Annotated in this window: 21 protein-coding genes and 1 tRNA gene; 13 read left to right on the top strand and 9 right to left on the bottom strand. The window is 65.5% G+C overall.

What is annotated here, in order from left to right:
• The first annotated feature begins 54 nt into the window (after positions 1 to 54).
• The 5 genes from NMQ11_RS09730 to NMQ11_RS09750 all read left to right on the top strand — a co-directional run bounded on the left by NMQ11_RS09730 (position 55) and on the right by NMQ11_RS09750 (position 5,691).
• On the top strand, positions 55 to 1,044 hold the full coding sequence (locus NMQ11_RS09730; RefSeq protein WP_255167656.1) for an ABC transporter permease: 990 nt from the start codon (positions 55 to 57) through the stop codon (positions 1,042 to 1,044).
• Positions 1,041 to 2,120 (top strand): ABC transporter permease, encoded by a 1,080-nt coding sequence (locus NMQ11_RS09735; protein WP_255167657.1) that lies wholly within the window; start codon positions 1,041 to 1,043, stop codon positions 2,118 to 2,120. The genes NMQ11_RS09730 and NMQ11_RS09735 overlap by 4 nt, the downstream gene beginning before the upstream one ends.
• Complete coding sequence (locus NMQ11_RS09740) at positions 2,113 to 3,369, top strand: ABC transporter ATP-binding protein (protein WP_255167658.1); 1,257 nt, start codon at positions 2,113 to 2,115, stop codon at positions 3,367 to 3,369. Before NMQ11_RS09735 ends, NMQ11_RS09740 begins: the two co-directional genes overlap by 8 nt.
• Positions 3,366 to 4,700: an ABC transporter ATP-binding protein gene (locus NMQ11_RS09745; RefSeq protein ID WP_255167659.1), complete on the top strand. Its 1,335-nt coding sequence runs from the start codon at positions 3,366 to 3,368 to the stop codon at positions 4,698 to 4,700. The genes NMQ11_RS09740 and NMQ11_RS09745 overlap by 4 nt, the downstream gene beginning before the upstream one ends.
• Positions 4,701 to 4,764: 64 nt before the next feature.
• Entirely contained in the window at positions 4,765 to 5,691 is a 927-nt protein-coding gene (locus NMQ11_RS09750; RefSeq protein ID WP_255167660.1) for a DMT family transporter, read from the top strand.
• Between the two features lie 47 nt (positions 5,692 to 5,738).
• Here the strand turns inward: NMQ11_RS09750 and NMQ11_RS09755 are convergent, their stop codons facing one another.
• The gene (locus tag NMQ11_RS09755) at positions 5,739 to 6,017 is read right to left on the bottom strand and encodes a DUF8028 family protein (protein WP_255167661.1); all 279 of its coding nucleotides are present in this window, start codon (positions 6,015 to 6,017) and stop codon (positions 5,739 to 5,741) included.
• 454 nt (positions 6,018 to 6,471) lie between these two features.
• Positions 6,472 to 8,703, bottom strand: a complete 2,232-nt coding sequence (locus NMQ11_RS09760; RefSeq protein ID WP_255167662.1) for a CDC48 family AAA ATPase — start codon at positions 8,701 to 8,703, stop codon at positions 6,472 to 6,474.
• Positions 8,704 to 8,926: 223 nt separating this feature from the next.
• Between NMQ11_RS09760 and larC the strand changes: the two genes are divergently transcribed.
• A complete protein-coding gene (gene larC / locus NMQ11_RS09765) occupies positions 8,927 to 10,312 on the top strand; it encodes a nickel pincer cofactor biosynthesis protein LarC (protein WP_255167663.1) in 1,386 nt (461 codons plus the stop codon).
• An 18-nt stretch (positions 10,313 to 10,330) separates the two neighbouring features.
• On the opposite strand, the gene NMQ11_RS09770 is transcribed toward larC, so the two are convergent.
• The 4 genes from NMQ11_RS09770 to NMQ11_RS09785 all read right to left on the bottom strand — a co-directional run bounded on the left by NMQ11_RS09770 (position 10,331) and on the right by NMQ11_RS09785 (position 12,874).
• Entirely contained in the window at positions 10,331 to 10,723 is a 393-nt protein-coding gene (locus tag NMQ11_RS09770; RefSeq protein ID WP_255167664.1) for a hypothetical protein, read from the bottom strand.
• A gap of 208 nt (positions 10,724 to 10,931) precedes the next feature.
• Entirely contained in the window at positions 10,932 to 11,321 is a 390-nt protein-coding gene (locus NMQ11_RS09775) for a hypothetical protein (RefSeq protein WP_255167666.1), read from the bottom strand.
• Positions 11,322 to 11,724: 403 nt separating this feature from the next.
• Positions 11,725 to 12,087 carry a hypothetical protein gene (locus NMQ11_RS09780; protein ID WP_255167667.1) on the bottom strand — a complete coding sequence of 121 codons (363 nt, stop codon included), beginning with the start codon at positions 12,085 to 12,087 and terminating at the stop codon, positions 11,725 to 11,727.
• Between the two features lie 415 nt (positions 12,088 to 12,502).
• Entirely contained in the window at positions 12,503 to 12,874 is a 372-nt protein-coding gene (locus tag NMQ11_RS09785; protein WP_255167668.1) for a hypothetical protein, read from the bottom strand.
• Positions 12,875 to 13,482: 608 nt separating this feature from the next.
• Between NMQ11_RS09785 and NMQ11_RS09790 the strand changes: the two genes are divergently transcribed.
• Positions 13,483 to 15,093: a hypothetical protein gene (locus NMQ11_RS09790; RefSeq protein WP_255167670.1), complete on the top strand. Its 1,611-nt coding sequence runs from the start codon at positions 13,483 to 13,485 to the stop codon at positions 15,091 to 15,093.
• An 82-nt stretch (positions 15,094 to 15,175) separates the two neighbouring features.
• Here the strand turns inward: NMQ11_RS09790 and NMQ11_RS09795 are convergent, their stop codons facing one another.
• Positions 15,176 to 15,925, bottom strand: a complete 750-nt coding sequence (locus tag NMQ11_RS09795; protein ID WP_255167671.1) for a hypothetical protein — start codon at positions 15,923 to 15,925, stop codon at positions 15,176 to 15,178.
• 98 nt (positions 15,926 to 16,023) lie between these two features.
• On the opposite strand from NMQ11_RS09795, the gene radB reads away from it, so the two are divergent.
• Positions 16,024 to 16,722 carry a DNA repair and recombination protein RadB gene (gene radB, locus NMQ11_RS09800; protein WP_255167672.1) on the top strand — a complete coding sequence of 233 codons (699 nt, stop codon included), beginning with the start codon at positions 16,024 to 16,026 and terminating at the stop codon, positions 16,720 to 16,722.
• Between the two features lie 24 nt (positions 16,723 to 16,746).
• Here the strand turns inward: radB and NMQ11_RS09805 are convergent, their stop codons facing one another.
• On the bottom strand, positions 16,747 to 17,904 hold the full coding sequence (locus NMQ11_RS09805) for a CBS domain-containing protein (protein WP_255167674.1): 1,158 nt from the start codon (positions 17,902 to 17,904) through the stop codon (positions 16,747 to 16,749).
• A gap of 102 nt (positions 17,905 to 18,006) precedes the next feature.
• Between NMQ11_RS09805 and NMQ11_RS09810 the strand changes: the two genes are divergently transcribed.
• The 5 genes from NMQ11_RS09810 (at position 18,007) to NMQ11_RS20100 (ending at position 23,805) form a co-directional block, all read left to right on the top strand.
• Positions 18,007 to 18,318 (top strand): lycopene cyclase domain-containing protein, encoded by a 312-nt coding sequence (locus tag NMQ11_RS09810; protein WP_255167676.1) that lies wholly within the window; start codon positions 18,007 to 18,009, stop codon positions 18,316 to 18,318.
• A gap of 40 nt (positions 18,319 to 18,358) precedes the next feature.
• The gene (locus tag NMQ11_RS09815) at positions 18,359 to 19,207 is read left to right on the top strand and encodes a CAP domain-containing protein (protein WP_255167678.1); all 849 of its coding nucleotides are present in this window, start codon (positions 18,359 to 18,361) and stop codon (positions 19,205 to 19,207) included.
• 74 nt (positions 19,208 to 19,281) lie between these two features.
• Positions 19,282 to 20,064 (top strand): YihY/virulence factor BrkB family protein, encoded by a 783-nt coding sequence (locus NMQ11_RS09820; RefSeq protein WP_255167680.1) that lies wholly within the window; start codon positions 19,282 to 19,284, stop codon positions 20,062 to 20,064.
• A 47-nt stretch (positions 20,065 to 20,111) separates the two neighbouring features.
• On the top strand, positions 20,112 to 20,711 hold the full coding sequence (locus NMQ11_RS09825; protein ID WP_255167681.1) for a prolipoprotein diacylglyceryl transferase: 600 nt from the start codon (positions 20,112 to 20,114) through the stop codon (positions 20,709 to 20,711).
• A 292-nt stretch (positions 20,712 to 21,003) separates the two neighbouring features.
• Positions 21,004 to 23,805 (top strand): S8 family serine peptidase, encoded by a 2,802-nt coding sequence (locus tag NMQ11_RS20100; protein ID WP_303848709.1) that lies wholly within the window; start codon positions 21,004 to 21,006, stop codon positions 23,803 to 23,805.
• Between the two features lie 261 nt (positions 23,806 to 24,066).
• Here NMQ11_RS20100 and NMQ11_RS09840 read toward each other — a convergent pair.
• Positions 24,067 to 24,141: transfer RNA gene (locus NMQ11_RS09840), tRNA-Val, on the bottom strand.
• Between the last annotated feature and the right edge of the window lie 43 nt (positions 24,142 to 24,184).

Here is a 24,184-nt window from a genome sequence, read left to right on the forward strand (position 1 = left end):
GTGACAAACCGCAGTTCTTTTAATCCGTCGCTGTCGTTTTGAGAACCAGTACGCATGGCACTGGGGAAATTCCTTGCAAAGCGTCTGGTGCAGGGGGTGTTCGTCATCTGGGGCGTCGTGACGATCACGTTCCTGCTTCGGTTTCTCACACCGGGGGATCCGGTGAGCGCGCTCACGCCGCCGGACGCCGGACCGGAGGTTCGACAGCAGATGGCCGAGAACCTCGGGCTCAACGATCCGTTTTACGTCCAGTATGCCGACTACATCACGGATCTCCTGATGCTCGATCTGGGGACCTCGATGCGGACCGGGCGCGCTGCGACGACGATGATCTTCGCCCGGCTGCCGGCGACGCTCGAGCTGGCGTTCGCCGCGACGATCGTTTCGATCGTGATCGCGATCCCGCTCGGCGTGATCAGCGCCCGGCGGCGCCACCAGAAGGCCGACTACGGGGCGACGCTGTTCTCGCTGGTCGGCATCAGCACGCCGAACTTCTGGCTCGGGATCATGCTCATCATCTTCGTCGCCGTCGCCATCGGCCCGATTCCGACGGGCGGTCGGCCTGTGTCGCTGGTCGACGCCCTCGGCGCGCTCGTCTTCGAACTCAACCCGCGTGATCTCGGGGCGTGGACCGCCGCGATCTTCCTGCCGGCGATCACGCTGGGGACGTACTTCACGGCGCTGCTCACCCGACTCACGCGAAGCGGGATGCTCGAGGAACTGGGCAAGACCTACGTCGAGGCCTCCCGCGCGAAGGGGCTCCCGGAGACGCTCGTGCTGTACAAACACGTCCTCCGAAACACCCTGATTCCGATCATCACCGTGCTGGGCCTCCAGCTCGGCACGCTGATCGGCGGCGCGGTCATCACCGAGCAGGTCTTCTCCTGGCCCGGTCTCGGCCACTTCCTGATCCAGCAGATCGCCTACCGCGACTGGGTGCTCATCCAGGGTATTCTGATCGTGATCGGCGTCGGGTTCGTTCTGATCAACATCGTCGTCGACGCAATGTACGCCTACCTCAACCCGCGGGTGATCGTCGAATGATCTCGAAACGTACCAGACAGCGACTCAAGTCGGAGTTCAGACAGAGCATTCTCCCGAAGATCGGGCTCGTGTTGATCCTGGCCATCCTCTTCGTCTCGATCTTCGCGCCGTTTATCGCCCCGCACCACCCGACGGAGACGCGGGTTTCCGACGATCCGGAACTCGACAAAACCGACCTGCCGCCGTGGGAGCCGTTCGGCCTCTTCGGCGGCGAGACCAGTGAAACCCGCCTCGTCGACGGCGAGATGGTCACTGAAACGATCGACCTCAGCGGCGACTCGAGCTTCCTGCTCGGGACGAACACGATCGGCCAGGACATCCTCTCGAGGCTGATGTACGGCGCTCGAGTGTCCGTTCTCGTCGGGATTCTCGGGGCGCTGCTGGCCGTGCTGATCGGCGTTCCGTACGGGCTCGCGGCCGGCTACTACGGCGGCTCGGTCGACGACGGCCTCATGCGCGGGGCGGACATGATGCTCGCGTTCCCCTCGCTCGTGCTCGCGATCGCACTCGTGGGGGTGTTCAGAGATACGGACTTCCACACGACCCAGATACCGGACCCGTTCGTCTACGCCGCCAGGCACGACACGCTCGGCTGGCTCGTCCCGCGAGCCGACCACGTCGCCGAGATGCCCGCGAGTATCACCTTCCCCGTGACCGTGACGCTCGTGGTCGCACTGGTCAACTGGGTCTGGTTCGCCCGGGTCGCCCGCGGCGAGGCGATGAGCATCAGGCAGGAGGAGTACGTCAAGGCCGCAAAGAGCATCGGCGCGAGCCACCGCACGATCCTCAAACAGCACATTCTGCCCAACAGTATGACGCCGATCATCGTGCTGGCGACGATCCAGGTCGCCGCCATCATCCTCTTAGAGAGCGCGCTGTCCTATCTCGGGTTCTCCGAGACGACGCTCACCTGGGGGTACGACATCCAGCAGGGCCAGAGCGACACCAGATCGAACTGGTGGATTCCGATGATGCCGGGACTGGCGATCGTGCTGGCGGTGATCAGCGTGAACCTGTTGGGAGACTGGCTCCGTGACGCCCTCGACCCGAGCATCGAGGGAGAGGGAGGTGTCTAACGTGACCGACATACTCAGAATCAACGATCTCTGTACGCGCTTTTTCACGGACAACGGACAGGTCAACGCCGTCGAACACCTCGACCTTCGCGTCGAAGACGGCGAGGTGTTCGGCATCGTCGGCGAATCCGGGAGCGGCAAGTCCGTCACCGCGCTCTCGATCATCGACCTCATCGAGCGCCCCGGACGGATCACGAACGGCGAAATCTGGTTCCGGGCGCCCGACATCGCCGAGGAGGCGCCGCCGGAGGCGACCGACGGCAACTACGTCGACCTTCGTGCACTGCCCGCCAAGTCGCGCCGACTCCTTCGGGGATCGCGGTTCTCGATGATCTTCCAGGACCCGATGAGCAGCTTCAACCCGAGTCTCACCGTCGGCGAGCAGATCGCCGAGGCCGTCGAGGCCCAGCGGCGCGCGCGGGCGAACCCGCGCTCGCTCGACGCGAAAGCACAGGAGTACAGCCTGACCGACTACCTGCTCGGAAACTTCCTCTCCTCGAAGAAGTACGTCACCGAGGAGAGCCGGGATCGAGCGGTGGAGTTGCTCGAGTTGGTGGGCATTCCGGACCCGGTCGAGCGCGCCGACGAGTACCCTCACGAGTACTCCGGGGGGATGCTCCAGCGGGCGATGATCGCCCAGGCGCTCGCCGGCGAACCCGACGTGCTGGTTGCCGACGAGCCGACGACCGCCCTCGACGTCACCATCCAGGCCCAGATCCTCGACTTGCTCGCCGACCTGCAAGAGGAGACGGGGATGACCATCCTGCTGATCACGCACAACCTGGGGGTGGTCGCCCGAATGTGCGACCGCGTCGGCGTGATGTACGCCGGCGAAATCGTCGAGCGCGGTACCTTAGCGGACATCTTCGACGACCAGGTCCATCCATACACGCGGGGGCTGCTCGGTTCGATCCCCGACCTCGAGGGTGCGGCCGGTCGACTCCAGCCGATTCCGGGGAACGTGCCGAGCCTGCTGGATCACGAGATGCCCGACCGCTGTTACTTCGCCGACCGCTGTCCCAAGGCCATGGAGGAGTGTCTCGAGCATCCCCCCGAGTTCGACGCCGGGGGTAGTCCGGAACACGCGACGAAGTGTTACCTCGCGGAGACGGAGTACACCGAGACGAAAGCTCTCCCCGACGACTACTTCGACGACGAGGAGCGCCCGGCGGCGGACGTCCACGCCGAACCGACCGAGGGCGAAGCGGAAAGCGAGCAGGTCCAGACCGACGGAGGTGACCGGCGATGAGCGCGGAAGAGCCGCTGGTTCGGGTCGCCGGCCTCGAGAAGTACTTCTGGGAGAACGACTCGATCCTCGACCGGCTGGTCGGGGAGGAGCCGACGGCCGTGCGGGCGGTCGACGGCGTGAGTTTCGACATCTACGAAGGTGAGACACTGGGATTGGTCGGCGAGAGCGGCTGTGGGAAGTCGACCACCGGCGAGACGCTGCTCCGACTCCAGGAACCGACCGACGGCCGCGTCGAGTTCGAGGGCCGAAACGTCTACGAGATGGAAGACGGCGCGCTCACCGCGTTCCGCAAGGAAGCCCAGGTCGTCTTTCAGGACCCGTTCTCGAGTCTCGATCCCCGGATGACCATCGGCCAGATCGTCCGTCAACCGCTGGACGTCCACGAAATCGGCACCAAAGCCGAGCGGACCGAACGAGTGCAGGAACTGCTAGAACGAGTCGGCCTCTCGGCCGACCAGTTCGACCGCTATCCCCACGAATTCTCTGGGGGACAGCGCCAGCGCATCGGGATCGCCCGCGCACTCGCTCTGGAACCCGAATTTCTGGTGCTCGACGAGCCGACGAGCGCGCTCGACGTCTCGGTGCAGGCGCAAGTGCTCAACTTGCTCGACGACCTCCAGGACGAGTTCGATCTCACCTACCTGTTGATCAGCCACGACCTCTCGGTCATCCGCCACGTTTGCGACCGCGTCGCCGTAATGTACCTCGGCGAAATCGTCGAGATCGGCCCCGTCGAGGAGATCTTCGACGAGCCCAAACACCCCTACACGCAGGCGCTCCTCGAGAGCGTCCCCCGCGCCTCCACCGCGGAGAAGGATCGAGACCGGGCGACGCTGGCCGGCGACGTCCCCTCGCCGCGGAACCCGCCGTCTGGCTGTCGGTTCCGCACCCGCTGTCCGATGGTGATCCCGCCCGACGACCTCGAGATCGACCAGCCCACCTACCGCGAACTGATGACGCTGCGCGAGCGCATCGAAAGCCGCGAGCTCACCCTCGAGGCCGTCGGCGACGAAGACGAGTTCGAGATCGGTGACGAGGGCGTCGACCCCGAGGCGACGGCCGAGTTCGTTCCGGCGCTCAAAGAACACCTGCTGGACGTCGAGTTGCCGCCGCGCCACGACGAGGTCGTCGAGGAAGCCCTCGCGGCGGTCGCCGCGGAGAACTGGGAGGCCGCCGAAGACAGGCTCCGTCGGGAGTACGAGAGCGTCTGCGAGCGGACCAATCCCGACCTGGGCGAAGGCGCCCATCCGGTCGCGTGTCACCTCTACGGTACCCCCGCCGACGAGGGGGTCGAAACGGACGTTTCGCCGCCGAGCCCAGGCGACGACTGATCGCACCTCCGGCAAGACCGTTTCAAAACGAAACACATAGACTCGAGAGCGAGAGAGCAGTGGCGTGAGCAGATACCGGAGCTTCGGTCTCTTTCTGATCCTCGCGGCCGTCTGGGGAACGGCGTTCGTCGCGATCAGTGCGGGCCTCTCGCACTTTCCGCCGGTGCTGTTCGCGGCGTTACGGTACGACATCGCCGGCGTCGTCATGCTCGCGTACGCCGCGTACGCCGTCGACGACGTGATCCCCCGCGGACGCGACCAGTGGGCGCTCGTCGCCGTCGGGGCCGTCCTGATGATCGCGGCGTACCACGCCTTCCTGTTCGTCGGACAACAACACACGACTGCGGCGGCGGCGTCGATCCTGGTGAGCCTCTCTCCCGTTCTGACGACCGGGTTCGCCAGAGTGTTGATGCCGTCGGACGCGCTCTCGAGGGTCGGACTCGTCGGCGTCGCAGTGGGGCTCCTCGGCGTCGTCGTCATCGCCCGCCCGGACCCCGGCGACCTACTGGCGACGAACGTGGTCGCGACTGGACTGGTCTTTCTCGCGGCCGCGTCGTTCGCCCTCGGCAGCGTCCTCACGCGCCGCATCGACGCGTCGCTGTCCATCGAGTCGATGGAAGCCTGGTCGATGCTCGGCGGCGCGCTCCTCATGCACGCGGTCAGTCTCGCGCTCGGCGAACCGATCGACGTCGCCGCCTGGACCGATCCCGTCGCGATCGCGGCGCTGGCCTATCTCGCGATCGTCGCCAGCGCGTTCGGTTTTCTCGTCTACTTCGACCTGCTCGAGCGCCTCGGCGCCGTCGAGATCAACATGGTGTCGTACGTCGCGCCGGTCTTCGCGGCGGTGTTCGGCTGGCTCCTGCTCGGAGAAGTCGTCGACGCCGCGACGGTGGTCGGCTTCGTCCTGATCGCCATCGGGTTCGTGCTCGTCAAGCGGGAGGTGCTACGGGCGGAGTTCGGACAGCTTCGGCGCCGAAACTCGAGTGAGTGACCGGACGAACGGAGGGACGAATTGTCGAGAAGGAGGCGTCAGCGAGGTCAGTTTCGGTGCGAATGGCCCAGATAGAGTGCGACGAGGTTCAACACGAGGAGGCCGAGAAACGTCGCCGTCTCCGAGGGGGTCGAAAGTCCCGTCGCGAGCAGCGGGACGTGCAGAAACGGTAGCACGATCGCCATCCAGAAGCTCGTCACGCGGACGTGCCTGGCGATAGTCGGTGAGAAGCGCTCGAGAGCGCTCTGATTCGTCTCCTGTCCGTCGGACGCGACAGTGCGCGCCGAGGACGGACGCCGGTCGTGGGTAGCGGGGGGGCTCGACATGGGAAACACCTGCAGACGTATCATATTTTCCAAACAGATGCACATATAGTGCCCACAGCGTTTCGAGCCGTTCCGAACGATTCACGCGAATAAGTGGTTCTAAATCCGGCACCACCGTTGCGTGAACGGCGTCGAAACGATTTATCGCGCGATCTGAGCGCGTTTCGAGAGATGTGATAATCGTTCGCATAGAACGCGCGTCAGCGGGGGCGTTCCACCAGTTACGCGGGTGATAACCGTCGCGGTCTCGGACAGTCGGGACCTACCCTGGCGCGTACTCGAGATAGGCCGTGACTACGGAACGGAACGAGACTGCTACGTACGAGACGCGAGCGAACCGTTTCGATCGGCTGACCGGCAGGCTGCGGTCGGTAGCACCCCCGTTACCCGTCTCGAGCCGGCCGCTCGCAGAGCGCTGCTCGAACCGTAACCACGCCGTCGAAAACGAATCGAGCTACTGGAACCCGATCCGGCTCCCGCGCCGTCCGACGCCGGGCTCGGCCGTCTGGGTCCCGCCCTTGAACTCCTCTTTGATCTGCTCGTAGTAGTCGAGGATGTCGTCGGTGATCGTCGGCCGGACGTTCTCCATCGCCGCCCGGAAGTGACGCATCTCGACGACGTCTGCCTCGGCGTCCTCGCGCAGCGCCTCGATCGCCGCCTCGCGGGCGATCGACTCGAGGTCGCTGCCGACGTAGCCGTCCGTGATCTCGGCGATCTCGCGCAGGCTGACGTCCGCCGCCAGCGGCGTGTCGTCGGTGTGAATCTCGAGGATGCGTTCTCGACCCTCGGTGTCGGGCTCGCCGATCATCACTAGCCGGTCGAACCGCCCCGATCGGAGGAGGGCGGGGTCGATCATGTCCGGGCGGTTGGTCGCGCCGATCACCATCACGTCTTCCATCTCCTCGAGCCCGTCGAGTTCGGTGAGAAGCTGGTTGACGACGCGCTCTGAGACGTTCGAACCGACGTCGCCGCCCCGTCCGGGCGCGAGCGAGTCGAGTTCGTCGAAGAAGATCACCGTCGGGGAGACCTGCCGGGCCTTCCGGAAGGTCTGGCGGATCGCCTTCTCGGACTCACCGACCCACTTCGAGAGGAGTTGCGGGCCGCGCACGGAGATGAAGTTGGCGTTGGTCTCGTTGGCGACGGCTTTCGCCATCAGGGTCTTCCCGGTGCCCGGCGGGCCGTACAGCAGGACGCCGGCCGGCGGGTCGATCCCCATCCGCTGGAACTTCTCGGGCTGGTTGAGCGGCCACTCGACTGATTCTTTGACCTGATTTTTCGCGTCGTGGAGGCCGCCGACGTCGTCCCAGGAGATCTTCGGCAACTCGACGAGCACCTCGCGCATCGCGGAGGGTTCGACCTCCGAGAGCGCGCCGCGGAAGTCCTCGCGCTTGACGATCATCCGGTCGATCAGACTCGGCGGAATGTCCTCCTCGTCTAAGTCGATCTCGGGGAGGTACCGCCGGAGCGCCTTCATCGCTGCCTCCTTCGTGAGGCTCTCGATGTCTGCGCCGACGAAGCCGTGGGTCTCGTCGGCCAGGTGGCCGAGGCTCACGTCGTCCGACAGCGGCATTCCGCGCGTGTGGATCTGGAGGATCTCCTCGCGGCCGACCTCGTCCGGGACGCCGATCTCGATTTCGCGGTCGAACCGGCCCGGCCGGCGCAGCGCGGGATCGACGCTGTCGACGCGGTTCGTGGCGGCGATGACGATAACCTGGCCGCGGGCCTCGAGACCGTCCATCATCGTCAACAGCTGAGCGACGACCCGGCGCTCGACCTCGCCGGTGACGTCCTCGCGTTTGGGCGCGATGGAGTCGAGTTCGTCGATGAAGATGATCGCCGGCGACTCCTCGCTGGCGTCCTCGAAGATCTCCCTGAGTTGCTGTTCGCTCTCCCCGTAGTACTTCGAGATGATCTCGGGGCCGGCGATAGAGAAGAAACTCGCGGAGGTTTCGTTGGCGACCGCTTTCGCGAGGAGGGTTTTTCCGGTTCCCGGCGGGCCGTGGAGGAGGACGCCCTGCGGGGGCTCGATCCCCAGCTTTTTGAAGATCTGGGGGTGTTTCATCGGCAGTTCGACCATCTCCCGTACCCGCTGGATCTCGCCCTGGAGGCCGCCGATGTCCTCGTAGGTGATGCCGGCACCGCGGCTCTCGAAGCCGGAGATCGGCTCCTCGCGGAGTTCGACGTCGGTGTCCTCGGTGATGAGGACGACGCCCTCGGGGTCGGTCTCGACGGCGATCAGGGGAATCGCCTGTCCCGGCGACCGCATGAAGGGGTGGTTCGTCGAGCTCATCACCGGGACGATGTCGCGGCCGACGACCGGTCGCTTGAGGATCTGGCGTTTGACCATGCCCGCGGCGTCCGAGCCGAACTGCACCGAGGCCTCCTCGGGCGGTGCGAGGACGAGCTTGTTCGCCTTCGTCGCCTCGGCCTTGCGGATGGTAACCCGCTCGCCGATACCCACGTCGGCGTTCTGTCTGGTGAAGCCGTCGATACGGACCGTATCGGTGTTCCAGTCCTGCCGGTCCGCCCGCCACACCTTCGCGGCGGTCGTGTCGGCCCCTTCGATCTCGATGATGTCGCCCGGACTCAGCTTCAGATGAAGCAGGGTGTCCGGGTCGAGCCGGGCGATTCCACGACCCGAATCGTTCGGGTACGCCTTTGCAACCTCCAGTTGGACTTCGTTCATGATTTAGGGATGGACGGCGATGTCTGTGACTCCGATTGCAGGTCGGATAGGTTTTTTGCTAGCGCTGGTGTCCCCCACCATGCTAGTCACTATCATATATACCTGAGGTGGGAAGACACATAGAAGTACCGGCTCGAGTCAGTTCGGTAGAGTCCGTCGCCCTCCCCCGAATTTCGGACCGGAATGGATGGGGTTTTTGCCCGCGCCGGTCCGTCTCGTAGGTATGACCTGCCTCGCCTTCGACGGCCGTATGGGCGCAAGCGGCGACATGATCCTCGGCGCGCTGATCGCCGCCGGCGCCGACCCCGGCGTCCTCGAGCCCGTGGAGTCGGCGCTCGACGTCGAGTACCGGATCGACGAGGTGACGAAGTGCGGGATCAGCGCGACGACGGTCGACGTGGTGCTGACCGACGCCGCTCGAGGGCCGACGGACGCGGCGTCTCACGATCACGACCGGGGCGACCACGACCGCCACGGGGACGGTCACGGTCGTGACGGAGACGACCACGGTGAAAACGACCACGACGACCACAACCACCACGGCCACGAACCCGGCAACCACGGCCACGACCACCACACGCCCGCAGAGGGTCACGGCCCCCACCGGAGCTACCTCGAGGTTCGCGAGATCGTCGCGGAGCTGAACCTCGAACCCGCCGTCGAACGCGACGCGCTCGCGATCTTCGAGCTGCTCGGCGAGGCCGAGGCCGCCGTCCACGGCGAGCCCGTCGAGGAGATCCACTTCCACGAGGTCGGCGCCGACGACGCCATCGCCGACGTCGTCGGCGCGGTCCTGTTGCTGGCCGACCTCGAGGCCGAACGGGTCGTCACGACGCCGCTCTCGGCGGGCGGCGGAACGGTTGCGATGAGCCACGGTGAGTACCCCGTCCCGGCGCCGGCGGTCGTCGAACTCGCCGAGCGAGCCGACTGGTCGCTCTCCGGCGGTCCCGTGGAGGCCGAACTGCTCACCCCCACGGGAGCCGCTATTCTGGCACACGTCGCCGAGGGCGTCGAAACGCTCCCGGCGCTCTCGGTCGAGGCCTCGGGCTACGGCGCGGGCGGCTACGATCTCGATCCCCACCCGAACGTGCTCCGGGCGCTCGTCGGCGCCGACGCGGGGACGCTCCGTCGCGAGGAGATTTCGGTGCTCGAGACGAACCTCGACGACGCGACACCGGAGGTGCTGGGCGGACTCCAGGAGACCCTCTCGCGCGTGGGCGCACGAGACGTCTCGATCCTCCCGGCGACGATGAAGAAGTCCCGCCCGGGCCACCTCGTGAAGGTGATCTGCCGCCCCGAGGACGCCGAACGGGTCGCCCGCCGGCTCGCGGAGGAAACGGGGACGCTCGGGGTTCGAGACGCCGGCGCGACGCACCGCTGGGTCGCCGACCGGGAGTTCGAAACCGTCGCGATCGAACTCGAGGGCGAGTGCTACGAGGTCGCAGTGAAAATCGCGAGCGATACCGACGGCGAGGTGTACGACGCGAGCGCGGAGTACGATGACGCGGCGCGTGTGGCTCGAGAGACCGGGCGATCGGTTCGAGACGTCCTCGAGCGAGCCGAAAGAGCGGTTCGGGAATCCTCGAAATCCACGGACGCGTCGCAGTAGGTTCGCGACGACCGTCGGTTACTCGTCGTCGCCGGGCAGCGAAATCGTGACGTTCGCGGTTCCGTCGGTTCCGTCGGCCCCGTCGCTACCGATCGACGTCGCGTTCACCGACGTCGAGTGGGAACTCGAGGACGTGGTCGACTCGTTGACGTCCGCACCGTCGGAGGCGGTCTGGGTGGATACCGTAACGGTGCCGTTCGTCTGCGAGGCGTTCTGTGCGACGGAGACGGACGTGCCGGCGTCGCTCGAGGCGTTCTGAGTTATCGTGACGTTCCGGTCGGCGATCGAGTCGTTCACGACCACCGACTCGCCGTCCTCGCCGTCGGTTCCGGTGTCGGCGGCGATCGACCCGAACCAGACGAGGCTACTCAACACGACGATCGACAGAACGGCTGCTGTGAGTTGTTTCATGTGTGTAGCGGGTGAGAAAAGGCAACCATACACAGCCATTTGAACACGTAGAACTGTTACAGCTGTAGCCCGTGGCTTATTGGTTCTCGAGGTTGCAAGCGATTGGACCCACTCGTCGCCAAACGCCCACGCGTCACAAGTAGAGACGGTGTCTACACTCGAAGGCCGGTAACACAAAAAAGAACGACTCCGTGATTACAGGATTCGACTAGTCGTCGAAGCCAATGCTGAAGTTGAAGTCACCGCCGTCGCCACCGTCACCGCCGAACGCGTACTGATCGACGTCGGCGTAGTTGGTCTGCTCAACTGCCTGGCCCTGGTCCACGATCGACGCGGCAGCAGCACCGCCGCTATCGTAGCCCTTCTTGTGGTCGTCGCCGTCACCGACCGCGACCGCGGAGGATGCGCCGACCTGCGCGTTGTTGTTCTGCTGGTTCACCTCCGCTGCGTTGACCGCGTCGCCGCCGTCGCCGCCGTCACCGCCGAGATCGATGTCGATCTCGGTGTGGCTGTCCGCCGCCGCTGTTCCGGCGAATCCCATGAACATGAGACTGCCAACCATTGCTACCGTCAGCATAACCGTGATTGTGCGTTTCATTTGTGATCATCGGGCACGTCGTACGGGTGAGCGGGTACGGCCGTCGCTACGGATCAGATCCGTAGCGAAGCCGCCGCTCGAGGCCGAATGGCGCGGTCAACCCGTTGTGGCACGGTGCCCACTCACCACTCAGCACGGAGTTTGACTTGAACCCAAAGGGCAGTTTCAGGACACATCAACCGATTAGAGCGCGAAAAGCATGGCCCTGACTCGAGTTACGTATTCCTACAGCGGTATGAGAGGTTACGATATATGTTCTAAAAATATCTTTCCAGTAGATGGTCTGGGGCACAACATCTCCCGGAATATACGACGTTCAGAACGGAGGCTTCTCGACGACTGGACGACCGGCTACGATGCTCGCTTCGCCACAAAAATTGGAAACCGGTCGAACTACTACCGCTTAGGCTAAGAATCCGAGGTCAATGTCGATGTCGACGGCACCGCCGTCGCCGCCGTCACCGCCGACAGCGACCTGGTCGACGTCAGCCTCGTTGTACTGGGAGACGTACTGTCCCTGGTACACTCCTGACGAGGCGGCGCTGTCGTCACCGTAGCTGGCTGCCGACGATTCGCCGATCTGTGCGTTGTTGTTCTGCTGGTTCACCTCAGCCACGTTGACCGCGTCGCCGCCGTCGCCGCCATCGCCGCCGAGGTCGACGTCGATTTCGGTGTGGCTGTCCGCTGCAGCTGTTCCCGCGAGCCCCATGAACATGAGACTGCCAACCATTGCTACCGTCAGCATGACCGTGATTGTGCGTTTCATTTGTGATCAGTGGGCACGTTGTATGGGTGCGAGCACAGCCATCGCTCGAGGATCATTCCCTCACGTGACTGCCGCTCGCCGCCGAATGGAGCGGTCAACCCGTTGTGGCACGGTGCCCGCTCTTCACTCTGCACGGAGTTCGACTTGAACCCAAAGGGCAGTTTCGAAGCTCACTTGTGGATTAGACGGAGAAACGGACGGTCCTACTTCCGGTCATCTATTGCTACATGTGAATAACCAGTGGAGATATTCAATTGCGATATGTGGTTGATGAGTAGCTATCAATGCTGTGTATTTGTCAGCCAGTACTAACAGTAGTGAAAAATAACAACGCTGGCACTATACCAGTCTAACCACCAAAGTATCACCCCATCTTTCGTCAATCTAGAAAATAATTAAAAATCAATCGATGGTGTCAGAGGCCAAAGACAAAGACTGGAAGGTCGATCTCAATCTCGGAATCGCCACCGTCGCCACCGTCGCCGCCGACAGCGAGCTGGTTCACGTTAGCGGCGTTCGTCTGGGAGACGGACTGCCACTGGTTCACCGAGGACGCTGCAGCACTGTGGTGTCCGACCGAACTCGCCGAGGAGTACCCGACCTGCGCGTTGTTGTTCTGCTGGTTCACTTGAGCGAAGTTGACTGCGTCGCCGCCGTCGCCGCCGTCACCGCCGAGTTGAACGTCGATTTCGGTGTGACTGTCTGCCGCCGCCGTTCCAGCCAGCCCCATGAACATGAGGCTGCCGACCAGTGCTACCGTCAGCATGAGTGTGAGTGCGCGTTTCATTTCGTACCACAGGCACTACCCCTGAAATCGGTGTTAGATGGCTCCAGGGGCTGTTTGTGCCCAGATTGGTGGGACAGTGGGGTTCGGTATTAACCCGAAGTATCGTTTCTCCATCACTATCTCGAATTGGTCCTGAAACGGTCGACAGGGGTTCCGGAAACGACGACCGGCGCTCGAGGAGTCGGCAATTTCGCCTCGGCTGAACGACGGATTCGGCCGTCCTGTCGCCCGTACGAAGTGCGTATTTTTTCGAGACGGTCCCGTTCGGCCGCCGTAATTTCGGCCGTGGAACGGTTGGCGTTCGTGAGCGCCACGGAGCTGTGACCGAGACGGCGGTCGGACGGTCGATCGAGTCGGTCAGTGTTCGCCTCGAGTCAGTGTTCGACGCGAAAACGATCGACGCCGCCACTGTAGCCAATGGCTAGAACGGTCTGGGGACCCACTCTTTCCGGGCCGAAATCACCGCATACCGCTCGAGTAGCACCCTCGTTCCGCCGTTCAACCCACAGATAACAAAGACTGTCTTCGGGATACGACCGTTTGCGCCGCATAGATTTCACACCAACGCGACCTTCACAGGAAACAGAACACAGGAACCAACGCACAGGATGTTAGCACGATCACAGATCACGACAGTACTCGTCGTCGGGATGCTCATGCTCTCGATGGTAGCAATCGCGACGCCGGTCGCTGGCGACGACGCGAACGGCGCGACCGTACAGACGCTCGAGAACGGTGAAGACCTCTATCTGGTCTTCGGCGTCGATATCGGCGATCAGACGCTCGAGGAGTTCCTCGACGATCACCTGACCGACAACCCGGGCCACCCGGCCGAGGGACAGGACGCCGTTAGCGAGGTCATCCAGTACCAGGACGTCGAGCAGGTGAACCTCAACGAGGAGGGTGCCGCGGTCTCGATTTCGATCGACGGCGGCAACGCGACGGCGATCCAGGAGGTCAGCCAGCAGAACAACAACGCGCAGGTCGGCGAAGCGGTCGCCGAGAACCAGGCGTTCGACTCCCAGAGCACCCAGTTCGAGAACGTCGGCACCGTCCACATCGTGATGGGCAACGGTGACGGCCAGCAGTTCTCCGGCTGGGGCGTCGCTGACTCGAAGACGGGCGAGCCGACGGTGACCCAGAGCGCCGAAGCGGCGGTCTCCCAGTACCAGGACGTCACCCAGGTCAACTACGCGGAACAGACGACCGCGTTCGCGTTCGCGGAGAACGAGAGCGAGGCCGTCGCCTTCCAGCAGATCTCCCAGGCGAACCAGAACCTCCAGGAGGGAGCGGCGAACGCGACCAACGTCTACGAGGCGCCCGCGACCGCAGCCCCGACGAACGAACACTACAAGAAAGACCCCGGCATCTCGCCGAAGTACGACTACAACGGCGACGACGGTGACGGCGTCTCGCAGGATGCAGCCGCGTCCGTCGAACAGGGCCAGGACGTCGAGCAGGCGAACGTCAACGAGGCGGGCGCCGCGGTCGCCATCGCGGTCGGCGACGGCTCGAGCGCGACCGCAGTCCAGCTCACCGAACAGACCAACATCAACGAACAGCTCGCGAGCGCGGACGCGGTGAACGTCCTCGCCGCGATGCCAGGCATGAACGTTGCAACCGCGGACATGGACGACAACGACGTCGTCTCGACGCAGACGGAACGCGTCGACGGCGACGACCACGACAAGAAGGGCGACAAGAAAGGCGACGACGGCGTGAGCCAGGCTGCCGACGCGAGCGTCGCCCAGTACCAGGAAGCCGACCAGTTCAACATCAACGTCCAGAGCTCCGCCGTGGCCGTCGCCACGAACGAGAGCACCGCCACGGCCATCCAGCTGATGTACCAGACCAACTACAACGCGCAGGTCGGCGCCGCCGACGCCTGGAACGTCTACCAGGGAGGCGCCACCCACGGCGGACTCGTCTACACCGAGGAGACCACGGTCACCCTCGGCGGCGACGAACTCACCGACAACTCGATGATCGCGTTCGACTACGACGGCACCGACAGCCAGCTCAACGACGTCGAACAGCACTCGAGCGCCACGATCGAACAGGCGCAGTTCGTCGGTCAGCAGAACTTCGTCGAGCAGTCCGCGGCGATCGCCGTCGCCGACGACGGCGGAGACGCGACCTCGAGCCAGATCATCATGCAGGAGAACCGCAACGTCCAGTACACGGCCGTCGGCTCCGGCGGCGTGTTCGCGGCGCCGTAACGACTCGGGAACCGCCTCGACTGCAACCGATTTTCTCCATTATTCGCCGCCCGTAGCGACGCGGCCGGTCGTCGACCGACCGTCAGTCCGTCGTCTCACCGGGCGCGTCGTCACGGTGGACGGCGAGGGCCTCGTCGATCGTCAACTCGCCGGCGGCCACGCGCCGGGCGAGCAGTTCGTCGATCGCTCGGTTCGTCTCGCTCCGTTCGCGCGAGCGGTCCTTGATCACCTGTAGCTCGCCGGCCGTCGGCTCGATCTCGCGGTTGTCGACTACCTCGCCCTCGAGTCTGGCGATGTTGACCGCGGCGAGGACGTCGCCCATCCCCCGCGAGCCCGTTCCGAGGTAGGGGGTCGTCCCCGTCTCGTCGACGAGTTCGACGCGGACGTCCTCGAGATCGTTGATCAGCGTCGCCCCCTCGAGGCGGGCGCCGTCGCCGATGCGGACGACCGGATCGGCGGCTTCGGCCGCCTCGCGCTGGATCACGTCGACCGTGTCGGCCAGCGGGACGTGGAAGGCGGCGACGACCATCTCCCCGGAGAGGATCGCGACGCCCGGCTTCCGGCCGGGGTCGACGCCGATGATCGTTCGTCCGTCGTCCCCGCGAAGGGCGGTGAGCGCGCGGTCGACGCTGCGTCGGGGCTCGCCGGGTTCGGCGACGACCGTCACGACGTCGTCGAACGCCCCGGCGTGTGCCGCGCCGGTGACGACGACGGACGTCGCCCCGGGGAGGTCCTCGCCCGGTTCGACGGTCGTGAACTCGACGCCGCGCTCGCGCAGTTCGGTGACGACCTCGTGGTACACTTCGAAATCTTCCGTCGCGACGACGATCACGCAGGGAGTTGGGTACCCGACGGAATAAGCGTGTTCGCCCGCCGCCGGGGAACCGATCGTTTCGGGAGGTTTTTCCTCACCACAGCCGAAGGACGACCGTGAACGACGAGCCGATTTCGACCGGCTGTCCGCCGGTCGACGAGCTGCTGGGTGGGGGAGTCGACCGCGGGACAGTGACGCAGCTGTACGGGCCGCCTGCGGCGGGGAAGACCAACCTCGCGCTCTCGCTCGCCGTCGAGACGGCGATCAGCGGCGGAACGGCCGTCTACATCGACACCGAGGGGGTCTCGGTCGACCGGTTCCACCAGCTGCTGTCGGCGCGAACGGACGACGTCGAAGACGTCGCCTCGCGCATCGTCATCGAGGACGCGCTGGATTTCGACGAGCAGGCCGAAGCCGTCCGCGACGCAGAGGAGTTCGCCGAGCGCGCCGATCTGATCGTTCTCGACAGCGCGACGGGGTTCTATCGCCTCGAGCGCGGCGACGGCGACGACGGCGAGGCGCTGCGGCGGATGACCCGGCAGGTGACACACCTGCTCTCGCTCGCTCGAAAACACGATCTCGCGGTCGTCCTCACCAACCAGGTGTTCGCCGATCCGGACTCCGATCGGACGCGGGGGCTCGGCGGTAACACGCTGGAGCACTGGACCGGCGTCGTGGTTCGAGTCGACCGCTTCCGGGGCGGCAACCGGCGGGCGACCCTCGAGAAACACCGCTCGAAACCCGCGGGCGAGACGGTCCAGTTCCGGATCACCGACTCGGGACTGGTCGGCGGCGACGAGCCGGCACAGCTGTAACCCGGCCGGCGAAAAGAGGGGGCGCTACAGTTCGTTGAGCTTCCGGAGCAGCTGGCCGCGGTACTCCTCGTCGCTGGTGACGCCCTTGAGCTCCAGGACGTTTCGCTCGAGTTTGTCCAGCGCGACGCGGAAGGCGTTCTCGGAGCCGTACCCCTCGCCGGAGCCGGCGATCTGTCCCTTGTTCGTCCGGAGGCGGATCTGACACTGGATCAGTGGGGTGCCACGGAGTTTCTCCTTGTGCTCGTGGAACCGCACGTGGGCGTGGAGCACCTGCATGTCGGCGTACTTGTCGGCGACGTCCTCGATGCTCTGGACGATCGACTCGCGCGTGATGGTGTCGAGCAGCGAGACGTTCGTGATCTGGACGTCCATGTGCTCCTCCTCGGTGTAGGTGAGCGCGCGCAGGACGTCCGTCTTGGTGACGACCCCCTGGACGACGCGGTCGTCGTGGTCGGGGGTGACGACCAGTCCGGCGTAGTCGTCGCCGAGCATCTCCTCGACGGCCTCGCGGGCGGTGGCCTCGAGGGTGATCGTCGAGACGGGACTGTTCATGATGTCGTAGATCGGGACGTCGAGCATCCGGTCGTTGTCGCCGACGCGGTCCCCGGTCGTCATGCGGTCGTTCTCGCGGATGACGAAGTCGGCGATGTCGTGGGTCGTGACGACGCCCGTGAGGTAGCCGTTCTCGTTTACCACCGGCAGCCGGGAGATGCCGTGTTCGCGCAGGTGGTTGATCGCCTTGCCGACGCCGTCGTCCTCACGGAGGGTGATGGGGTTGTCCGTGTAGATGTCGGCGACGGTGAGCGCGTCCAGGTTCTCGAGGACGGCCTCGAGGATGGCGTCCCCGCTGATGACGCCCCACAGCGAGTCGTTCTCGAAGACGGGAGCGACCTTGGCGTTCCCCTCGATGAGCATTCGGGCGGCCTCGCGGACGTTCTCGTGGCGGTCGAGTTTCGGCACCGGGTCGTTCCGACTCGGTTTGATCAGCGCCGCCACCTTGGCGTCGTCTTCGACGTGAGACTGGAGCACCTCACGCTCGCTGATCACGCTCCGATACTCGCCGTCGTCGGTGACGATCAGCCCCTTGGGGTTCTCGTTCTCGAAGGTAGAACGAACCTTCCCCATTCGCATTCCAACGTCGACTTCGATGTAGTCCTTGGTAGCGATGTCAGCGATATCCATCGTTCTGGGCGGCCCTACTCCCGCGACGGTATTTAACGTACCGCCCGCGACGGGCATCTCCGGGGCAAACGCCTTTTTCACGTCCGCGGTCGTACCGGGGGCATGGCTCCGGATATCAGCGTCTTCGGGCGATACACGTATCTCCTCACCGAGCTGTTCTGGGGCGCGATCGCGTTCGCGTTGCTTCGCCGGGCGGGCGCGCTCCGGAAGGCCGCCGTCACGATCCTCGTGCTGTACCCGATCGCCTACGTCTGGGACCGGTACACGCTCGCCGTCGGCGTCTTCGACATCAAGCTCCGCACCGGGATCGACGTCGCTGGAATCCCCCTCGAGGAGCACCTCTTCATGGCGGTCGTCCCCGGCCTCGTCCTCGGGGTCCACGAGACGCTGTTCGGCGAGGCGACACCAGAGTAACCGCGACTGTCTTATCGCTGGAGGCCGACTCTCAGCACGAATGGCAGGTCACTCGAGCGACGAGTCCGGCCGTCAGGGGCCGAGCGACACCGCCGCCCCGTCCCGTCGCCCCCGCGACCGCCCCTCCCGCAGAGCGCTGCGCGAAGACCGCGCCAGCCTCGTCGGCGTCGTCCGATTCCTCGTCGTCGCACTCGTCGTCTGTTCGCTCGCCGTCGGCGTCGCGCTGGTCGGCCCGCAGCTCGCGGGCGAACTCGAGGAACTCGACGGGTTCGATCGACTCGAGGAGATCGACCGACTCGACGGCATCGACCGCCAGCCGTCGATCTCTCCCAGCGCCGATCCGCCGCCGGCCGGCGAGCGAAACCCCGAACTGACCGACCCCGACGACCCCGGCGTATCGGCGTACGAAACCGACGTCGAGCGGATCACCTCGGAAGCCGTCGAGGACTTCGTCCACGCGGGCGTCAACGACCGCCGGGCGGAACACGGCCTCGAACCGATCGAGTGGGACGGGACGGTCGCCTCCGTCTCTCGAGCCCACAGCGTCGACATGGCCGCCCAGGAGGGGATCTCCCACGTCAACAGCGAGGGGGAGTCGCCCTACGACCGGTTCAACGACGTTGCCGACTACTGTCGCGCCTACGGCGAGAACGTCGCGATGACCTGGGTCGACAGGCCGGTCCGGCAGTCCTCGGATGGGGAGACGGTCAGCTACTACACGGCCGAGGAGCTGGCGGACGGGCTGGTCGAGCAGTGGATGAACTCCCCGGACCACCGCGCGGCGATCCTCGAGGAGGACGTCGAGGGCTGGGATCGCGGCGGCGTCGGCGTCTACGTCACCGAGGAGGGCCAGGTGTTCGCGACGCACAACTTCTGTACCGAGTGGTAGCCCCGCGCCGACGGACAGTACAGTCGATTCGAACGACTCCCACACTCATATGACCGATCGTGGTACGGCGGGCTATGGACGTTGCTGCGACGACGGCGTCGGTAGTTCGTACGGCACGAGACCGCAACGTTTCGTTTCTCGCCGCCGGATTCGCCTACTACGCGTTCGTCTCGCTCATCCCGCTCGTGTTGCTCGCGCTCGTCGTCGGGTCGATCCTCGGCGGCGAACAGGTCGCACAGCGACTCGTCCTCGTCGCCGGCGACTTCCTGCCCGAAGCCGGCGAAGACCTCGTCACCGAGGCGTTGATGACCGAGTCGGGGCGGGCGGAGGCGACCGTCGTCGCACTCGCCGTCTCGGCGTGGGGCGCACTCAAGGTCTTTCGCGGTCTCAGCCTCGCGTTCGATACGGTCTACGACGCGGCCGACGAGGACTCCCTGCTCGAGCAGATTCGCGACGGTGTCGCGGTGATCCTCGCGGCCGCCGGCGCCCTCTCGCTGATGGTCGTTCTCGGGGCCGTTCTCGGACTCGTCGCCGACGCCATCCCCTTCGGCGGCCTGCTCGGATGGGGCGTGCTGTTGCTCGGGCTGTTTCTCGTCTTCCTCCCGATCTACTACGTGCTCCCGCCGGTGGCCGTCGAGTTCGTGGAGATCGTTCCGGGGGCGGCGTTCGCCGCGATCGGCTGGACGGTCCTGCAGGTCGGCTTTCAGCTCTACACCGCACACGCCGGGCAGTACGAGGCCTACGGCGCGGTCGGCGTCGTGATCCTGTTCGTCACCTGGCTCTACTTCGCCGGCATGCTGCTTCTGGTCGGCGCCGTCATCAACGTCGTCCTCTCGCACCCGCATGTCGCCGAGTGATCGATCGACGGGGAAGCTTATGGTTTCGCGGGCGACACACGCGTACCATGACCGACAACGGATCGTCCGCCGACGCGAACGAGGAGCCGTCGACCGGAGGGGATACCGACGCCGAGGGGCGCATGCGGGCCCCCGGCGGCGGTCCCACCCGCGTCGTCTCGAATCAGAGCGTCGACGACATCCTCGACTCCCTCGAGTCGACGCCGCGAACCGGCGACGCCGAAACCGAGAGCGCGACCGACCTGGCTGGAGAGACGCGTTCGAGAGCCGACGACGCCGAAAACGCCGGTACGGCGCGCGAGCCGGCGAGGGCGGTCGAAAGCGAGAACGCACGAGTCGAAAGCGAGTCCGGAACCGCGCTCGAGGACGACGAGACGAGCGCCGACCTCTCGGCTCGCGTCGAGGCGGGAACCGTCACGGGCGCCGACGTCCGCGCCGCGGAGGCCGGCGACGGCCGCGAGGAGACGCCCGACATCGACGAGATCGACCTCTCGCTCGACGACCTCGAGACGGCGACCGGCGAGGGCGACGCGGTCTCGGACGGGGAGCCACCGACCGAACTGGACGACCGAACCGACGACGAGTCTCCCGAGGAAACGCCCTCCGCCGGACTACTGGGGCGGCTCACGCGATTGTTCTCCCGATAACCGCCGTTCCGACGACGCTCCAGACTCCGTTCCGGTCGTTCACGGGCCCCTCGCGGGGGTTGTAATCTCGCTACGGGAGTGGACCACAGTGAACCGTATCCGCAGGCATCACTGCGACGATGAGCCTGTGCCACTGGTAACAGAAATAGTCTGTAATTATATCCTTGTAATAATGAGATAGTACTAACACTTCTCAGCAGTGAGAACTGATGAGTCGTGGGGACGTGACAAGCTGCACTGGGACACAGTAACACGGCTCTGAAAATCAATGACTGAATACACTCACAACGCTGTGAACGGGAGTCAAATCGACAGGCGAACTGCGCTGAAACTCGCCGGCGCCGTCGGTCTCGGCACCGTCTTCTCCGGAACGGCCCTCGCCGACGACGGAGCGTCGGCCGTCGATCGAATCCGACCCGAGAGTCCCCCGCCGTGGGAGGGGAGCGGCGACGCCCCCGACCAGTGGGCGCGAAACCGGTGGTTCGTCGAGTTCGCGGCGGCGCCGACCGCTCGAGGGGGGAGCCCGTCCGACCACGCGAACGAGCGCGCCCACCTGCGCTCGGAGGCCCGTCAGGAGGGCGTCTCGTTCAGCCAGCGACTGGACTTCACGACGCTGTGGAACGGCCTCTCGGTGCGCGCGGAGCTGGCCGACGCGGTGGCGCTGACCGCCCTCGACAGCGTCAGCGCCGTCTATCCGGTGGCGATCGTCGACCGACCCGAACCGGCGGACGCAGCGCCGGCGCTCGACACCGCGCTCGCGATGACCGGCACGGACGCCGCGCAGTCGGAACTCGGGCTGACCGGCGACGGACTGAGCGTGGCGACCGTCGACACCGGCATCGACTACAACCACCCGGATCTCGGCGGCAGCGGCGACGAGGACGTCGAGTACACCGCCACGAGCGACGGCGATCGGACGCTGACCGACCCCGACGGTGAAACCCACCCCCGTATCACGCACGGCTGGGACTACGTCGGGGAAGGCTTCGACAGCGGCGATCCGGACGCCGAACCGAACCCGAACCCCGATCCGATGGACCCGCAGGGACACGGCACCCACGTCGCTGGCATCACCGGCGCCGAGGCAGCCGACGAGGACGGCGTCACCGGCGTCGCGCCCGGAACGTCCCTCGGCGCCTACAAGGTGTTCGACATCGGATCGACCAGCGCCGACGTCATCGTCGCGGCGCTGGAGGACGCCTACGAGGACGGGATGGACATCGTCAACATGTCCCTCGGGGCGAGCCTGGCGTGGGGCCAGGCGTACCCGACTACCGCGGCGAGCAACGAACTCGCCGACCAGGGCGTCGTCGTCGTCAACTCCGCCGGGAACGACGGCGCGCTGGGGGCGTGGAGCCTGAGCGCGCCCGCGAACGCCCACGACATCATCAGCGTCGCGAGCGCGGAGAACACACACCTGCAGGCGCTCGCGTTCGACGTCGACCAGCTCGAGGAGCCGGTGCCCTACCTCGAGATGACCGGCGCCGAAGCGCCGCCGACCGACGGCGAGTCGGCGCCGCTGGCGCTCCCCTCGAGTTCCGTGATCGACGACGAAGACGGCTACTTCGGCTGCGACCCCGATGACTTCGCGGACTTCCCGGAGGGCCACGTCGCGCTCATCGAGCGCGGCCACTGTTCGTTCGCGGAGAAGTACGTACACGCCGTCGACGCGGGCGCGGTCGGCGTCGTAATCTACAACAACATTCCCGGCCTGTTCAGCGGAACGATCGAGGACGCCGGGGTCGAAGGGGTCTGGGGTGCGGGTATCGGCCAGGCCGACGGCGAGGCGCTCGTCGACCTCGTCGAAGCCGGCGAGGAGGTCACCCTCGAGTTCACCGACGAGATGGTCGATTCGCCGAACCCCGAGGGCGGACTGCTCTCGAGTTTCACCTCCTACGGACAGGACGTCGAACTCGCGTTCGGTCCGAGCGTCACCGCCCCCGGCGGAATGATCACCTCGACGTACCCGCTGGCGCTCGAGGGGTACGCGATGCTGTCGGGGACCTCGATGGCCGCACCCCACGTCGCGGGCGCGGTCGCGCTGCTGTTAGAGGAGGAGGACCTCGATCCGCTCGAGGTGCGCGACCGGTTGCAGAACACCGCCGACCCGCTCCCGTGGTCGCTCGCTCCCGATGCCGGGCTCCTCGACCACAGCTTCCGACAGGGCGCCGGAATGGTCCAGATAGATCGGGCGATCACCGCAGAAGGGCGCGTCGAACCCGGTCAGATCGCGCTCGCAGACAGGGAGACGACCGAGGTCACGCTGACCGTCTCGAACGACGCGGACCACGACGTTGCGTACGCGGTCGATCACGTGGCGGCGCTCGGAACGGGGATCAACACGTTCGCGCCGACGTTCCTGAATCCGGGTGGTGGTATTGCAGCGCCCGAGACCGTGACCGTTCCCGCAGGCGACTCGGTCGAGGTCGACGTAACGATCGAAGCGCCCGCATTCGGGTTACCGAACCACCAGTACGGCGGCTACGTCGAGCTGACGCCCGACGACGACGACCTCGAGACGCTTCGCGTCCCGTACGCGGGGTACGCGGGTGACTATCAGGAGCTGGACCTGTTCGGCTACTTCGTCCTCGAGGATGATGTGCCCGACTTCGTCGAGCAAGAGCCCCGTCTGTCGGAAATCGTCTACGACGAGGACGGCGAGATCGCGGGCTACGAGCCCGTCGAGGACGGCCACACCTTCGCGCTCCGGGACGACGACGTTCCGGTGCTCGAGGCGTTCTTCGGTCACTTCCCCCAGGAGATGCGCGTCTACGCCGTCCACCAGCAGAGCGGCCGGGAGTGGCTCGCGATGTCGGATCAGTACCTGCCGCGCAGTTCGGGCCCGGACGTCTACTACGCGTTCCCGTGGCCGGGCACGACGCAGGCCGGTCGGAGCGACAACGTTCGGCCGGTTCCGGGCGGTACGTACACGCTCCGCGTGGAGGCGCTTCGGACGCTCGGCGACCCCGACGCCGACGAGCACTGGGACACGTGGGAATCCCCCGAGTTCGAACTGGAAACCCAGCAGGGCCGCGGGCGGGCGGGTGAATCGCAGGGCGCTCGCGGCGGCGCGCCGGCGCACTCCACCGACTGATACGGATCGTTGTAACGTATTCCCGGTCATCGCTGCCCCGGTCGAGCGATGACCGGGAAAGAATTACAACAGATCGTATGAGTTCCCGGTCTCGAGCCGATTTTTCAGACCGGTTGTTCCCGGATCGAGTACTCACAGGTAGTGGGGTAGGGCAGATTTGAACCACGATCGTTCCGCTCACTCCGCTCGCTCCACTCCCTGATTCAAATCTGCCCAACGTCACAGTCCTGTCGCTCGCGGGTTTGCTCGCGACAGAAGTAGTGGGTTGGGGCAGATTTGAACTGCCGGCCTCCTCCATGTCAAGGAGGTGTCATAACCAGACTAGACCACCAACCCGCCTGGGACCTCCCGCGGCGCGTCACCGCGTCGGTGTGCAGTC

Source organism: Natrononativus amylolyticus (assembly GCF_024362525.1).
GTDB lineage: Archaea > Halobacteriota > Halobacteria > Halobacteriales > Natrialbaceae > Natrononativus > Natrononativus amylolyticus.